The organism is Cellulosimicrobium sp. TH-20, assembly GCF_002105775.1.
GTDB classification, from domain to species: domain Bacteria; phylum Actinomycetota; class Actinomycetes; order Actinomycetales; family Cellulomonadaceae; genus Cellulosimicrobium; species Cellulosimicrobium funkei.
In genome coordinates, this window is the sequence record NZ_CP020857.1 from 869,625 (window position 1) to 883,299 (window position 13,675).

Sequence of the window (13,675 nt, forward strand, 5' to 3'; positions counted from 1 at the left end):
GGTGCCGCTCTCGGGCTGATGAGAGCGGCACCCCTCGCCGTGCTCGCGGGTGCGACGTCGTGCCGGTCGCCTCAGACGTCGTCGGTGGCCAGGGCGGCCTCGACCTTCACGTCCGCGGTGCGGGCGTCCGTGGCGCGGGAGTCCCCGGTGCGGGCGTCCTCGACCGGGGCGTCCTGCGTGCCGGGCTGCGCCGGGCCGTGCCCGTGCGCCGGCGGCGCGCTGCGGCGCAGGAGGAACGACAGGCCGACGGCGACCAGCATGACCGCCGTGCCCCAGACGAACGCGTCGCCGACGCCCTCGGCCAGCGCCACCCGGGGCGACGCGCCCGCCTCGCCGTACGCGATCGAGCGCGACGTCATGACGGCGACGAACATCGCGGTCCCGGCGGCACCCGCGAGCTGCTGCACCGTGCCGATCGACGCGGAGCCGTGCGAGTACTGGTGCGGCTCGAGCGACGAGAGCGCCGACGTGAACAGCGGCGTGAACATGAACGCGAGGCCCAGGCTCAGCGTGACGTGCAGCGCCAGGACGAACCACGGCGACGAGTCGGCGTGGATCGTCGTGAAGGCCGCGAGGGCCACCGCGACGACGCTCACGCCCGGGATGACGAGCGGACGCGGTCCCACCCGGTCGTAGAGCCGGCCGACGGTCGGGCCGAGCAGACCCATGAGGAGCCCGCCCGGGAGCACGATGAGCCCGGTCGCGAGCGGCTCGAGGCCCATCGCGTCCTGGAGGAACAGCGGCAGGAGGATGAGCGAGCCGAACATCGCGACCATGCCGACGGCCATGATGCCGAGCGGCACGCTGAACCCGCGGTGCGTGAACACGCGCAGGTCGAGCAGGGCGCGGTCCTCGCGCTGGAGGACGATCTGCCGCCACGCGAACGCGGCGAGCGCGAGGACGCCGAGAGCGAGCGGCACGGCCGGCGGGACGACGGGCGTGTGGCGCGCGGCCTCCCCGATGCTCGAGAGCCCGTAGACGAGCCCGCCGAACGCGAACGCCGCGAGGACGAGGGAGAACGGGTCGAGGCGCGAGTGCGTACGGTCTGCGACGTCCCGGATGTACAGGAAGCCGAGGAGGAGCGCGACGAGGCCGATGGGCAGCACGATGCCGAAGACCCACCGCCAGCTCAGGGAGTTGAGGATGAGACCCGAGAGCGACGGACCGAGCGCGGGCGCGGCGGCCATGACGATCGAGATGTTGCCCATGACCTTGCCGCGGATGGCCGGCGGCACGAGCGTCATGATCGTCGTCATGAGCAGCGGCATCATGATGGCCGTGCCCGACGCCTGGACGACGCGCCCGACGAGCAGCCACGCGAAGCCGGGGGAGAGCGCGGCGAGCAGCGTGCCCGCGCTGAACAGCGACATCGCGAGCAGGTAGGCGCCGCGCGTCCCGAGCCGCTGGAGCAGGAACCCGGTCGCCGGGATGACGACGGCCATGGTCAGCATGAACGCCGTCGTGAGCCACTGGCCCGTGCTCGCGGTGATCCCGAGGTCCGCCATGAGCGGCGCGAGCGCCACGCTCATCGTGGTCTCGTTGAGGATCACGACGAACGCCGAGCCGAGCAGCAGCGCGATGACGAGGAAGTCCGCCCGGGGGAGGCGGTCGACGGCGGCCGAGGTGTCGTGGGTGGGGGAGGCTGTCACGGTGTGTCTCCGCTCGCGTCGGTGGCGGCCCGGGCGCAGGGTCGGACCCGGTCGGGGGGCAGGGTGCGCTGCAGGGCAGCGCGACGGTCGCGTGCGGGGGCACGCGACGACGGTGTCGGTTCGGTCGGCGGGGCCACGAGCAGGGTGACGCGACCCGGGACGGCCCGCGCGGCGCTCGCCGCGAGATCCGTACCCTGTACGACCATTCACCATCCTGCGTTATTCCCGCCGACGGTGACGACCTCTTTTCCGCCCCGGACTCATCGGTACGCCGAGGGCAGAAGGCGGGCCCCGCGCGCGTCGCGCAGGCGGTCGAGGGGAGGGCCGCCTCAGGCGGGCGACGTGCGGGGGGAGGCCCCGGCGTCGGGCACGACGGCGTCGCCCGGCCCGGACGGCGTGCGCGCGCCCCGCGTCCACAGGACCAGCGCGGCGACGCAGTACGCCACCGCCAGCGCGACGAAGACACCGCGCGACCAGCCCGTGTCGGGGAGCGTGAAGGCGGCGAGGGCCGCCGCGCCCACGAACGCCGCGTTGTACAGCACGTCGTAGAAGGCGAACGCGCGACCGCGGAACTCGTCGTCCGTGTCGCGCTGGACGATCGTGTCCACCGCGATCTTCGTGCCCTGGGCGGCCAGGCCCAGCAGCGTCGCGCCCGTGAACACCACCGCGCGCGACGGCGTCGTGACGAGCAGGAGCTGGCTCGCCGCCGCGAGCAGCAGCATGATCGCGATCCACACCTGCGGACCGGTCCGGCGCGACAGGAACGGGGTGATGACCGCCGCCGCGGCACCCCCCACGCCGGTGAGCCCCACGACCAGCCCGAACGTCACGAAGCCCGCGTCCTGGTCGCCGGGGCTCAGGAGGTTGCGCGCGATGAGGATCGACGCGATGAACACCACGCCGTAGAGGAAGCGGTGCGTCGCCATCGCGAGCAGCGCCTGCCCCGGCGTGCGGCGCGCGACGAGGTACCGGGCGCCGTCGGCCAGACCGCGCGCGACCCGCGCGATCTCCGAGCGGATCGCGGACTCCGCGGGGCGCTCCGGGCCGAGCTGCGTGCGCCCGAGGCGCAGCGCCAGGAGCGACGCGACGCCGAAGACCAGCGCCGCGCACACGAGCGCCGACGAGTCCTTGACCCGGCCCGGCTCGAACGCCAGCCCGAGCACCACGCCGATCCCGCCCCCGACGAACGCCGCACCCGCGCCGAGCGTCGGCGTGAGGGAGTTCGCCGTGAGGAGCAGCGGGCCGTCGACGACCCGCGGCAGGCCCGCCGAGAGCCCGGCGAGCAGGAAGCGGTTCACGGACAGCGCGGCCAGGCCCAGCGCGTAGATCCAGCCGCTCACCCCGCCCGTCAGCATGAGCACCGCCATGCCGAGCGTGATGACGACGCGCACCGCGTTGCCCCACGCGAGGACCTGACGCCGCTGCCAGCGGTCGAGGAACACCCCGGCGAACGGGCCGACGATCGTGAACGGCGCGAGCATCACCGCGAACGCGCCCGCGATGGCCGCCGCCGTGCCCTGCGACTCGGGGGAGAAGAACAGGAGCGACGCCAGGCCGACCTGGAACATGCCGTCCCCGGCCTGCGACACGAGCCGGACGGCGAACAGCTTGCGGAAGCCGTCCAGACGCAGCAGCGCCCGCAGCTCGGAGATCACACCCACGCGGTCACCCTACGTTCGTCGTCGTGCGGTCGGACATGCGGTTGTCCCCCGTGGGGCGTCGTGCGACGGATCGGGGGCCGACGGCGCGGGTCGGGGGCCGACGGCGCGGATCGCCCTGGGAGGTCGGGCGGGGAGGCGCGCCGCGTCTACCATCCGCCGCTCGTCCCTCGCGGCTCCCGCCAGGCCCGCCACGACGCGGCGCGCCTCCCCGCCCTGCCGGTGCCGTCTCACCTCGGGCGTGCCCGCGGCCGACGGCGAACCCGGCCGAGCGAGGTAGAGCCCTGGTCCTCCTGCCGGACGACCAGGGCTCTACCTCGGCGGAGCGCTCAGCTTTCAGGGCTCCAGGTCAGCGCTCGACTCTTCGGTCGCGCTGGTCCTGCGCTCCGCTACGGCCGGGAGCCCGGCGAAAAGCGTGCCGGGCTCTCGACCTTCGCTGCACTCCGGATCAGCGCTCGACCTCACCGGCGATGAAGGCCTCCAGCTGCGCACGGCCCTTCGTGTCCTCCATCTGGACCGGCGGGGACTTCATGAAGTACGTCGAGGCCGAGAGGATCGGGCCGCCGACGCCGCGGTCCTTGGCGATCTTCGCGGCGCGGACGGCGTCGATGATGATGCCGGCGGAGTTGGGGGAGTCCCACACCTCGAGCTTGTACTCCAGGTTCAGCGGGACCTCGCCGAACGCGCGGCCCTCGAGGCGCACGTACGCCCACTTGCGGTCGTCGAGCCACGCGACGTAGTCCGACGGGCCGATGTGGACGTTGCGGTCCTCCTTCTTGCCGCCGAGCGGGCCCTCGAGGTTCGAGGTCACGGCCTGCGTCTTGGAGATCTTCTTGGACTCCAGGCGCTCGCGCTCGAGCATGTTCTTGAAGTCCATGTTGCCGCCGACGTTGAGCTGGTACGTGCGGTCCAGCACGACGCCGCGGTCCTCGAAGAGCTTCGCGAGCACGCGGTGCGTGATCGTCGCGCCGACCTGCGACTTGATGTCGTCGCCGACGATCGGGACGCCGGCCTCCTCGAACTTCGCGGCCCACTCCGGGTCGGACGCGATGAAGACGGGGAGCGCGTTGACGAACGCCACGCCGGCGTCGATCGCGGCCTGCGCGTAGAACTTCGCGGCCTGCTCCGAGCCCACGGGGAGGTAGCAGACGAGCACGTCGACCTGCGCCTCGCGCAGCGCGGCGACGACGTCGACCGGCTCCGCGTCCGACTCCTCGATCGTCTGCGCGTAGTACTTGCCGACGCCGTCGAGGGTCGGGCCGCGTTGGACGGTCACGCCGAGCGGCGGGACGTCGGCGATCTTGATCGTGTTGTTCTCGGAGGCGTTGATGGCCTCGGAGAGGTCGAAGCCGACCTTCTTCGCGTCGACGTCGAACGCCGCCACGAACTCCAGGCTCGACACGTGGTAGTCGCCGAACTGGACGTGCATGAGGCCCGGGACGGTGCTGCTCGGGTCGGCGTCACGGTAGAAGTGCACGCCCTGGACGAGGGACGATGCGCAGTTGCCTACGCCGACGATGGCGACGCGGATGGAGGTCATCCTCGCTCCTTGGTGTTCGTTGTTCCAGGGTCCTCGGGACGCCTCGCGCCGTCGGGCTCCTGCTCGGATGGTTCCGCAGGATGCGGGGTGCTGCTGGACCGCGCACGGGCGGCGCCCCGGGCGTGCCCGGAGCTCCTGTCGCGCTCGGTGGTGATGAGACCGTCGAGCCAGCGCACCTCGCGCTCGACCTGCTCGAGTCCGTGGCGTTGCAGCTCGAGCGTGTACTCGTCGAGCCGCTCGCGCGTGCGAGCCGCGGACTCCCTGACCGCCTCCAGCCTCTCGGTGAGCCGGGTGCGCCGGCCCTCGAGGATGCGGATGCGGGTCTCGGCGTCGGTCTGCGCGAAGAACGCGAACCGGACGTCGAAGCTCTCGTCCTCCCACGCCGCCGGCCCGGAGGAGGCCAGGACGGTCTGGAGGTGCTCCTTGCCCTCGGCCGTCAGCTCGTAGACGATCCGCGCGCGCTTGCCCGAGAGGGCGGGCGCGAGGGTCGACTGCGCGGCCGACTGCTCCGTGCCGGTGATGAGCCCGCGGGCCACCAGCGACTTGAGGGCGGGGTACAGCGAGCCGTAGGACAGCACGCGGAAGGAGCCGAGCATGATGTTGAGCCGCTTGCGCAGCTCGTACCCGTGCAGCGGTGCCTCCTTGAGGAGCCCCAGGATCGCGGTCTCGAGCACAGGTGTCTTGCTCCGCACGATCCCACCTCCTGACGCTCCTCGGCGTGCCCCGGAGGGACCCGCTGGGATCTTGTTCGACCCGATGTATCGAGTCGATACATCGACAGGTTAGGTCGTCCCGATGTGTCGTGCAATCCTGACCGGACTGTGACACGCGTCGCCGGGCATGTGAAGAACCCGCGGAGGCGGCGGGACGCCCGGGCGAATCAATGGCGGACGATCCCGCTCACGGTGCGCTGAACCCTTGTCGGGACAGGGGGACGCCCTATTGTTCAGGGTGGTCCGGCGTGCGCCGACCTCGTGCCCGACGGCGGCCCGCCCCCGAGGCGGGGCCCGTCCCGTCGGTCAGGTGGTCTCCGCACTGCGGCCCACGGGCGGGCCCGCGGTCGACGCGGGCCGGCTCCTCGATGCCCCCCAGAGGAAGGTAGACCGTGGCGCGATCCACGAGGACGAACGGACGGACGACCCCGCGCGGGCGCCGTCGGTTCTTCAACTACCCACGCTCGCACGTCAAGGGCGTCCGCCGCTGGCTGCCGTCGTGGCGCGTGGTCGTCGGGACCATGCTGACGGGCATCGCGCTCGTCGCGGGCGTCGCCGTCGCCGCGTGGTACACGACCGACGTGCCGACGAAGCTGCCCAGCGTCGGCGCCCAGACGTCGACCGTCTACTGGGGCGACGGCACCACCGAGATGGGCAAGTACGCGGTCGAGGACCGCGAGATCGTCGACTACGCGACGCTGCCGGAGTACGTCGGCAACGCGGTCGTCGCGTCCGAGGACCGCACGTTCTGGACGAACTCCGGCGTCGACGTCAAGGGCATCGCGCGGGCCTTTTACAACAACATCAAGGGCGGCGGCCGTCAGGGCGCGTCCACGCTGACGCAGCAGTACGTCGAGCGGTACTACACGAACACCGTGACCGACTACGCGGGCAAGGCGCGCGAGGCGATCCTCGCCGTCAAGATCACCCAGAAGCAGGACAAGCCCGAGATCCTCGGCAACTACCTCAACACCATCTACTTCGGTCGTGGTGCCTACGGCATCCAGGCGGCCGCCAAGAAGTACTACAACGTGAACGCCGCCGACCTTACGGTGTCGCAGGCCGCGATGATCGCCGGCATCATCCCCAGCCCCACCAACTGGGACCCGGCCGTCAACCCCGCGCAGGCCGAGGAGCGGTGGAAGCGGACGCTGCGGAACATGGAGGAGGACGGCCACATCACCGCCGAGGAGCACCAGGCGGCGGTGGACGCGGGCTTCCCCAAGGCCGAGGCGTACGTGAAGTCCCAGAAGTACGAGGGTCCCACCGGCTACCTCCTCGCCATGGTGGAGAAGGAGCTGGCCGGCGAGGGGATCGGCATCAGCGAGGACGCCCTCACGAGCAAGGGCTACAAGGTCACGACGACGATCGACCCGGCGATGCAGCAGGCCGCCGTCACGACGGCGGACTCGCTCCCCCAGGAGGGCCGCGACGAGAACCCGGTCTCCCCGAACCTCCGGACCGCGATCGTCTCCGTCGACCCGAACGACGGGTCGATCCGCGCCCTGTACGGCGGCAAGAACTTCCTCGAGAACCAGTACAACAGCGCGACCCCCGGCGCGGCGCAGGGCGGCTCGACGTTCAAGCCGTTCACGCTCATCGCGGGACTGGAGAACGGGCACACGCTCGACGAGCGCTTCGACGGCAACTCGCCCAAGACCTTCCCCGGCGCCAACAACGGCGAGGACTGGAAGGTCCGCAACTTCGGCGACCACGACTGGGGGAACGTCGACCTCACCGAGGCGACCGCGCAGTCGGTGAACACCGCGTACGCGGAGCTCAACCTCGAGGTCGGGCCGGAGAAGACCGCGGACGTCGCGGCGCGCCTGGGCATCAAGGCCGACGTCGGGTCGAACCTGGCGAACGTGCTCGGTGACGCGACGGTGACGCCGCTCGAGCTGACCAACGCCTACGCGACCATCGCGGCCCAGGGCATGAAGGCGACGCCGCACATCGTGGCCTCCGTGACCGACTCCCGCGGCAACCTCGTCTATGAGGCGCCGGGGGCCGACAAGCGGACGCAGGAGTTCGACCCCGAGGTGATGGCAGCGGCGACGTACGCGCTCTCCCAGGTCGTCGAGACGGGTTCGGGCAAGCCCGCGCAGGCGATCGGTCGTCCCGCGGCAGGCAAGACCGGTACGTCGACGGACAACAAGTCCGCGTGGTTCGCCGGCTTCACCCCCGGTCTCGCGACGGTCGTCGGTCTCTACCAGTCCGGCCCCAACGGCGAGCAGGAGCAGATCACGCCGTTCGGCAAGTGGGTCAACAGCGAGATCACCGGTGGGTCGTGGCCGGTCGAGGCCTGGACGTCGTACATGCAGACCGCCGCGGCGAACCTGCCGGCTGGCGAGTTCCCGGACTACACCCCGCCCAAGCCGAAGCCGACGGAGACGCCCACCGAGACCCCGACGGAGACCCCGACCGAGGAGCCGACGCCGGAGGAGACGGAGGAGCCGCAGCAGCCGGAGAACGTGGCCGTGCCGTCCGTCGTCGGCATGGAGGCCCGCGCCGCGCGCGCCCAGATCGAGGCCGCCGGCCTCAAGGTGCGGATCACCGAGGAGTTCTCCGACCAGCAGCCGCGGGGCTACGTCATCAGCCAGTCCTCGATGGACCAGGTGCCGCCGGGGTCGACCATCGCGCTCGTGGTCTCCAAGGGGACCGACCCGGGCCAGCAACCGCCGCCGGAGACGCCGGATCCGGAGGATCCGGACCCGTCGCCCACCGAGACCGGGAACCCGGGTGGTGGAGGCAACCCCGGCGGGGGCAACGGCAACGTCGGCGGCATCATCCCGGGCCGGGGCTGACCTGCCCGTCGGCCGCAGATTTCCGGGCGCCCGCGCCGAGCGGGTACCCTGGGGAGCTGCCGTCCGCCCGTCGGACGGCAGCAGCATGAAGCATGAACCCTCCTGTCACGGAGAGACCGTGACCGCGAAGACCAGAGGAGGTGGGTTATCCGCATGCGTCAGTACGAACTGATGATCATCCTCGACCCCGAGATCGAGGAGCGCACCGTCGCCCCGTCGCTCGACAAGTACCTGTCGGTCATCAAGACCGACGGCGGCTCCGTCGACAAGGTGGACATCTGGGGTCGTCGCCGCCTGGCGTACGACATCAACAAGAAGTCCGAGGGCATCTACGCGGTCGTCGACTTCACGTCGACCTCCGACACCGCCAAGGAGCTGGACCGTCAGCTCGGCCTCAACGAGGTCGTCCTGCGGACCAAGATCCTGCGCACGGACGCTCGCTGATCCTCCCCGCTTCCCCCGTTCGACCGTCCTGCACCGGGATGCTGCACGCCGTAGCGCGTGTGGGCGCCGCGTGGTGGGATGAGCGACGCGAGAACGTTACGAGCGAGGCGCACGGCGCCGTCGACGACACAGACGACACACGAAGGAGCTGGCCATGGCAGGTGACACCGTCATCACGGTGATCGGGAACCTCACGGGAGACCCGGAGCTGCGTTTCACCCCCTCGGGTGCGGCGGTGGCCAACTTCACGGTGGCGTCCACGCCGCGGACCTTCGACCGCCAGTCGAACGAGTGGAAGGACGGGGACACCCTGTTCATGCGCTGCTCGATCTGGCGCGAGGCTGCGGAGAACGTCGCGGAGTCGCTGACGAAGGGCATGCGCGTCATCGTGCAGGGCCGCCTCGTCCAGCGCTCGTACGAGACCCGCGAGGGGGAGAAGCGCACCGTCGTCGAGCTGCAGGTGGACGAGATCGGTCCCTCCCTGCGCTACGCCTCTGCCAAGGTCACCCGCGCTCAGCGCTCGGGTGGCGGTGGCGGCGGCTTCGGCGGCGGTGGCGGCTACGGAGGTGGCGCCAACTCCGGCGGCGCCTCCGGCGGCGGATTCAGCTCCGGCGGCGGTCAGCAGCAGAGCGACGACCCGTGGGCCACGGCTGGTCCCGCGTCGTCCGGTGGCTCGTTCTCCGACGAGCCCCCGTTCTGATCGTCCGCCACTCCCAGAACACACACCCGTCCCCGCGGGTGCTGCGCCGCTCGTCGGCGCAGTCCGCACGCGGGGATCGCACCTTGTAGAGGAGCAACACCATGGCGAAGCCTGTGGTGCGCAAGCCCAAGAAGAAGTCCAACCCGCTGAAGTCGGCCAAGATCGAGTCGGTCGACTACAAGGACACCGCGCTGCTGCGCAAGTTCATCTCCGACCGCGGCAAGATCCGCGCGCGTCGCGTGACCGGCGTCTCCGTCCAGGAGCAGCGCCAGATCGCCCGTGCGGTGAAGAACGCGCGCGAGATGGCGCTGCTGCCGTACACGTCGACGGCTCGCTGAGCGGGAAGGGAGAGAACTCATGGCCAAGCTGATCCTGACCCACGAGGTCACCGGTCTCGGTGAGCCCGGCGACGTCGTCGAGGTGAAGGACGGGTACGCCCGTAACTTCCTCGTCCCGCGCAAGCTCGCCACGCCGTGGTCCAAGGGCGCCGAGTCGCAGGTGACTGCGATCCGCAAGGCGCGCAAGGCCCGCGAGATCGCGTCGCTCGACGACGCGAAGGCGATCCGCGACTCGCTGCAGGCGAAGCCGGTCGTCGTCGAGGCGAAGGCCGGCGCTGCCGGTCGCCTCTTCGGCGCCGTCACGACGGCGGACATCGCGTCCGCCGTGACGGCCGCCGGTGCGTCGGTCGACAAGCGCAAGATCGAGATCGGTCAGCCGATCAAGGCGACGGGGGACTACACGGTCTCCGTCCGCCTCCACCCGGAGGTCTCCGCGACCCTCGCGGTGAAGGTCGTCGCTGCCTGATCTGCTGCTGAGCAGTCCACGAAGGCCCGGCCCCTCCTCGGAGGGGCCGGGCCTTCGTCGCGTCCGGCCCAGTCGCCGGCTGCGCGCGTCGAGCCCTCAGGCGGTGCCGGTGACCATCCAGGCGCTCCCGCGCGCACGGAGCCCGGTGGTGACGGCGCGTGCCGCCATGAAGACCCCCGCGAAGGCGAGCCAGAGCCACGCGAGGCCCGCCGCGCCGTCGGGCGCCCAGTGCCGGACGGCGAGCGCGAACGGCGCGTAGACCACGAGCGTGAGCATGCCCGCCCAGGCGAGGAAGCGGCCGTCCCCGGCGCCGATGAGGACGCCGTCGAGCACGAACACCCACCCCGCCATCGGCAGGAGGACGCCGCACACCGCCATGCCGACGGCGACGGCGGTGCGCACCTCGGGGTCGGACGTGAAGAGGAGCGCGAACCACCAGCCACCCGCGGCCATGACGACGCCCAGCCCTGCCCCGGCGGCCACTCCCCACTGGAGGGTGCGGCGCAGGACGGCGCGGACGCGCGGGACGTCGTCGGCCCCCAGCCCGTGCCCGACGAGCGCCTGCGCCGCGATGGCGAGCGCGTCGAGAGCGAAGGCCGCGAGACCCCAGACGGAGTTCACGACCTGGTAGCCCGCGAGCGTGACCTCCCCGAGCCCGGTCGCGACGAACACGGTGAGGAGGATCGCGAGGCGGAGCGAGAGCGTGCGGACGAAGAGCGGAGCGCCGGCGCGCGCGTTGGCCCAGATCCCGCCCGCGGCGGGCCGCAGCGACGCGCCGTGCCGCCGGGCGCCGCGCACCACGACCACGACGAGTACCGCGCCCATGGTGAGTTGGGCGACGGCCGTCCCGATGCCGGACCCGGCGATCCCGAGCCCTGCCCCGTAGACGAGGACGACGTTGAGGACCGCGTTGAAGGTCGCGCCGCCCGCGGCGACCCACAGGGGCGTCCGGGTGTCCTGCATGCCGCGCAGCACGCCGGTGGACGCGAGGACGAGGAGCATCCCGGGGAGCCCGAGCGCGGACCAGCGGAGGTAGACCACGGCGTGCTCGGCGACCTCACCCGTGCCGCCCATCGCGCCGACGGCCCACGGGGCCGTCGTCCACAGGACGGCCGCGAGGAGCGCGCCCAGCCCGACGGCGAGCCAGAGGCCGTCGATCCCGGACTGGAGGGCCTCCCGCGTGTGGCCCGCACCGATGCGGCGCGCGACGGCGGCCGTGGTCGCGTAGGCGAGGAAGACGCACAGGCCGACGAGGGTCACGAGGAGGGTCGACGCGAGGGAGAGGCCCGCGAGCTGCGCGGTGCCGAGGTGGCCGACGACGGCGCTGTCGACGAGCACGAACAGCGGCTCGGCCACGAGCGCGCCGAGCGCGGGGACGGCGAGGGCCAGGATCTCCCGGTCGAGCCGGGACCGGGCGCGGCGACCTGTGGACGACGCACCGGGGCCGGACGGCGGCCCGATGTCGTCGGGGTGGCCGGACGGTGTCCGGCGTGTCGTCGGCGTGTCGCCCGACTTTCTTTCTTCCACACCCCTGAGGGTAGTGATGAGGCTGGTCAGAGGCCGCTCACGGCGATGTACACAGGAAGATCGTGAGGTTGTCCACACCGTTTTCCACCGGGTGTGCACAGTGTGGGGGACTGTGTCCACAGGAACGGGGGTCCCTGTCCACCGGGCGTGCACAGGGCCGTTTGCAGGGCGTCCGGTGGCGATCTAGTGTCGCGGGGTCGTGCCCGTCGGAGGCGGGGGGCGCGGCCACCGGGACAGTCGTGTGGGTGGCCCGCGGTAGAACACGTGTACGACGAAGAGTGGTCCCGGTCGTGCGGTCCCGCAAGGGCCGTTCCAGTCCCGGGGGAGCGAGGGGCGCATGTCGATCGAGGAGCTCGAGGAGAGCTACGGGGGACCGGGGCCGTCGGGGTTCGACCGGACGCCGCCCCAGGACGTCGCCGCCGAGATGAGCGTGCTCGGCGGCATGCTGCTGTCGAAGGACGCCATCGCGGACGTCATCGAGCAGATCCGCGGCTCCGACTTCTACCGCCCGGCGCACGAGATCGTCTACGAGTCGATCATCGACCTCTACGGTCGGGGCGAGCCCGCCGACGCCATCACCGTCGTCGCGGAGCTGACCAAGCGCGGCGAGCTCCAGCGCATCGGCGGCGCGCCCTACATCCACGACCTCATGGCCGGCGTGCCGACCGCCGCCAACGCCGGGTACTACGCGCGCATCGTCCGCGAGCGTGCGGTCCTCCGCCGTCTCGTCGAGGCGGGCACGCGCATCGTGCAGCTCGGCTACGCGACCGACGGCGGCGACGTCGACGAGATCGTCAACAACGCCCAGGCCGAGGTGTACGCCGTCACGGAGCGGCGCACGACGGAGGACTACCTCCCCCTCGCCGAGATCCTCGGGCCCACGTTCGACGAGATCGAGGCCGCCCAGGGGCGCGGCGAGGGCATGACCGGCGTCCCTACCGGCTACTCCGACTTCGACCGGCTCACCAACGGCCTGCACCCGGGCCAGATGATCGTCGTCGCGGCGCGCCCGGCCATTGGAAAATCCGTTCTAGGAATCAATGTTGCGACGCACGCCGCGGTGCACCACCAAATGGCGGCCGTCATCTTCTCCCTGGAGATGAGCCGCAACGAGATCACGATGCGTCTGCTCGCCGCCGAGGCGAAGGTGCCGCTCACGCGGATGCGTTCCGGGAAGATGGACGAGCAGGACTGGCAGAAGCTGGCCTCGACGATGGGCAAGGTCGCCGAGGCCCCGCTGTTCATCGACGACTCGCCGAACATGTCGCTCATGGAGATCCGGGCCAAGTGTCGACGGCTCAAGCAGCGGCACGACCTGAAGCTCGTCGTCATCGACTATCTCCAGCTCATGAGCTCCGGCAAGCGCGTCGAGTCGCGCCAGCAGGAGGTCTCGGAGTTCTCGCGTGCGCTCAAGTTGCTCGCGAAGGAGCTCGAGGTTCCTGTCATCGCGATCTCGCAGCTGAACCGTGGTCCGGAGCAGCGTGGCGACAAGAAGCCGCAGATGAGCGATCTTCGTGAAAGTGGGTCTATCGAGCAGGATGCTGACGTCGTGATCCTTTTGCACCGCGAAGACGCCTATGAAAAAGAATCGCCCCGAGCGGGCGAGGCGGACCTGATCGTCGCTAAGCACAGAAATGGTCCGACCGACACGATTACCGTCGCGTTCCAAGGTCATTACCAACGCTTCGCGGACATGCAGATGTAGCCGCTTGGGTGTTTCGCGTCTGTCGAGATTCCGGCTCAGTGGCCATCACATGCCTGATGAACTCGTAAGCCGCTCCGACGGCTCTCCGTGATCGAAACGCCCTGGAACGTGTGGCAAGACCGCTCCGCCTC

At 71.1% G+C, this 13,675-nt stretch carries 11 protein-coding genes; 6 read left to right on the plus strand and 5 right to left on the minus strand.

From position 1 onward, the window contains the following. Positions 1–71: 71 nt before the first annotated feature. The 4 genes from B8281_RS03935 to B8281_RS03950 all read right to left on the minus strand — a co-directional run bounded on the left by B8281_RS03935 (position 72) and on the right by B8281_RS03950 (position 5,539). Complete coding sequence (locus B8281_RS03935; protein WP_232322668.1) at positions 72–1,649, minus strand: MDR family MFS transporter; 1,578 nt, start codon at positions 1,647–1,649, stop codon at positions 72–74. A gap of 329 nt (positions 1,650–1,978) precedes the next feature. Next, positions 1,979–3,310, minus strand: coding sequence for an MFS transporter (locus B8281_RS03940; RefSeq protein ID WP_085386973.1), 1,332 nt, complete (start codon positions 3,308–3,310; stop codon positions 1,979–1,981). 445 nt (positions 3,311–3,755) lie between these two features. Then, entirely contained in the window at positions 3,756–4,847 is a 1,092-nt protein-coding gene (locus B8281_RS03945; protein WP_021482832.1) for an inositol-3-phosphate synthase, read from the minus strand. Then, the gene (locus B8281_RS03950; protein ID WP_021482833.1) at positions 4,844–5,539 is read right to left on the minus strand and encodes a PadR family transcriptional regulator; all 696 of its coding nucleotides are present in this window, start codon (positions 5,537–5,539) and stop codon (positions 4,844–4,846) included. Before B8281_RS03950 ends, B8281_RS03945 begins: the two co-directional genes overlap by 4 nt. Positions 5,540–5,952: 413 nt before the next feature. Between B8281_RS03950 and B8281_RS03955 the strand changes: the two genes are divergently transcribed. From B8281_RS03955 to rplI, 5 genes are all read left to right on the plus strand, one after another. Further along, positions 5,953–8,364: a penicillin-binding protein gene (locus B8281_RS03955; RefSeq protein WP_157446549.1), complete on the plus strand. Its 2,412-nt coding sequence runs from the start codon at positions 5,953–5,955 to the stop codon at positions 8,362–8,364. A 153-nt stretch (positions 8,365–8,517) separates the two neighbouring features. Continuing rightward, positions 8,518–8,808, plus strand: coding sequence for a 30S ribosomal protein S6 (gene rpsF, locus B8281_RS03960; RefSeq protein ID WP_009863694.1), 291 nt, complete (start codon positions 8,518–8,520; stop codon positions 8,806–8,808). Positions 8,809–8,962: 154 nt separating this feature from the next. Then, positions 8,963–9,508, plus strand: a complete 546-nt coding sequence (locus B8281_RS03965; RefSeq protein ID WP_021481583.1) for a single-stranded DNA-binding protein — start codon at positions 8,963–8,965, stop codon at positions 9,506–9,508. A 101-nt stretch (positions 9,509–9,609) separates the two neighbouring features. Then, on the plus strand, positions 9,610–9,846 hold the full coding sequence (gene rpsR / locus B8281_RS03970) for a 30S ribosomal protein S18 (RefSeq protein WP_021481584.1): 237 nt from the start codon (positions 9,610–9,612) through the stop codon (positions 9,844–9,846). Positions 9,847–9,865: 19 nt separating this feature from the next. Continuing rightward, entirely contained in the window at positions 9,866–10,312 is a 447-nt protein-coding gene (gene rplI, locus B8281_RS03975) for a 50S ribosomal protein L9 (protein ID WP_021481585.1), read from the plus strand. 96 nt (positions 10,313–10,408) lie between these two features. On the opposite strand, the gene B8281_RS03980 is transcribed toward rplI, so the two are convergent. Beyond that, positions 10,409–11,773, minus strand: coding sequence for an MATE family efflux transporter (locus B8281_RS03980; RefSeq protein ID WP_043653617.1), 1,365 nt, complete (start codon positions 11,771–11,773; stop codon positions 10,409–10,411). A gap of 403 nt (positions 11,774–12,176) precedes the next feature. Between B8281_RS03980 and dnaB the strand changes: the two genes are divergently transcribed. Further along, the gene (dnaB, locus tag B8281_RS03985; RefSeq protein ID WP_021479895.1) at positions 12,177–13,544 is read left to right on the plus strand and encodes a replicative DNA helicase; all 1,368 of its coding nucleotides are present in this window, start codon (positions 12,177–12,179) and stop codon (positions 13,542–13,544) included. Positions 13,545–13,675 lie beyond the last annotated feature (131 nt).

What these genes read in the sequence shown, in the direction of transcription:
- B8281_RS03945 (WP_021482832.1), bottom strand. Translation starts at nt 4,847, where the DNA reads ATGACCTCCATCCGCGTCGCCATCGTCGGCGTAGGCAACTGCGCATCG.
- rpsF (WP_009863694.1), top strand. Translation starts at nt 8,518, where the DNA reads ATGCGTCAGTACGAACTGATGATCATCCTCGACCCCGAGATCGAGGAG.
- B8281_RS03965 (WP_021481583.1), top strand. Translation starts at nt 8,963, where the DNA reads ATGGCAGGTGACACCGTCATCACGGTGATCGGGAACCTCACGGGAGAC.
- rpsR (WP_021481584.1), top strand. Translation starts at nt 9,610, where the DNA reads ATGGCGAAGCCTGTGGTGCGCAAGCCCAAGAAGAAGTCCAACCCGCTG.
- rplI (WP_021481585.1), top strand. Translation starts at nt 9,866, where the DNA reads ATGGCCAAGCTGATCCTGACCCACGAGGTCACCGGTCTCGGTGAGCCC.
- dnaB (WP_021479895.1), top strand. Translation starts at nt 12,177, where the DNA reads ATGTCGATCGAGGAGCTCGAGGAGAGCTACGGGGGACCGGGGCCGTCG.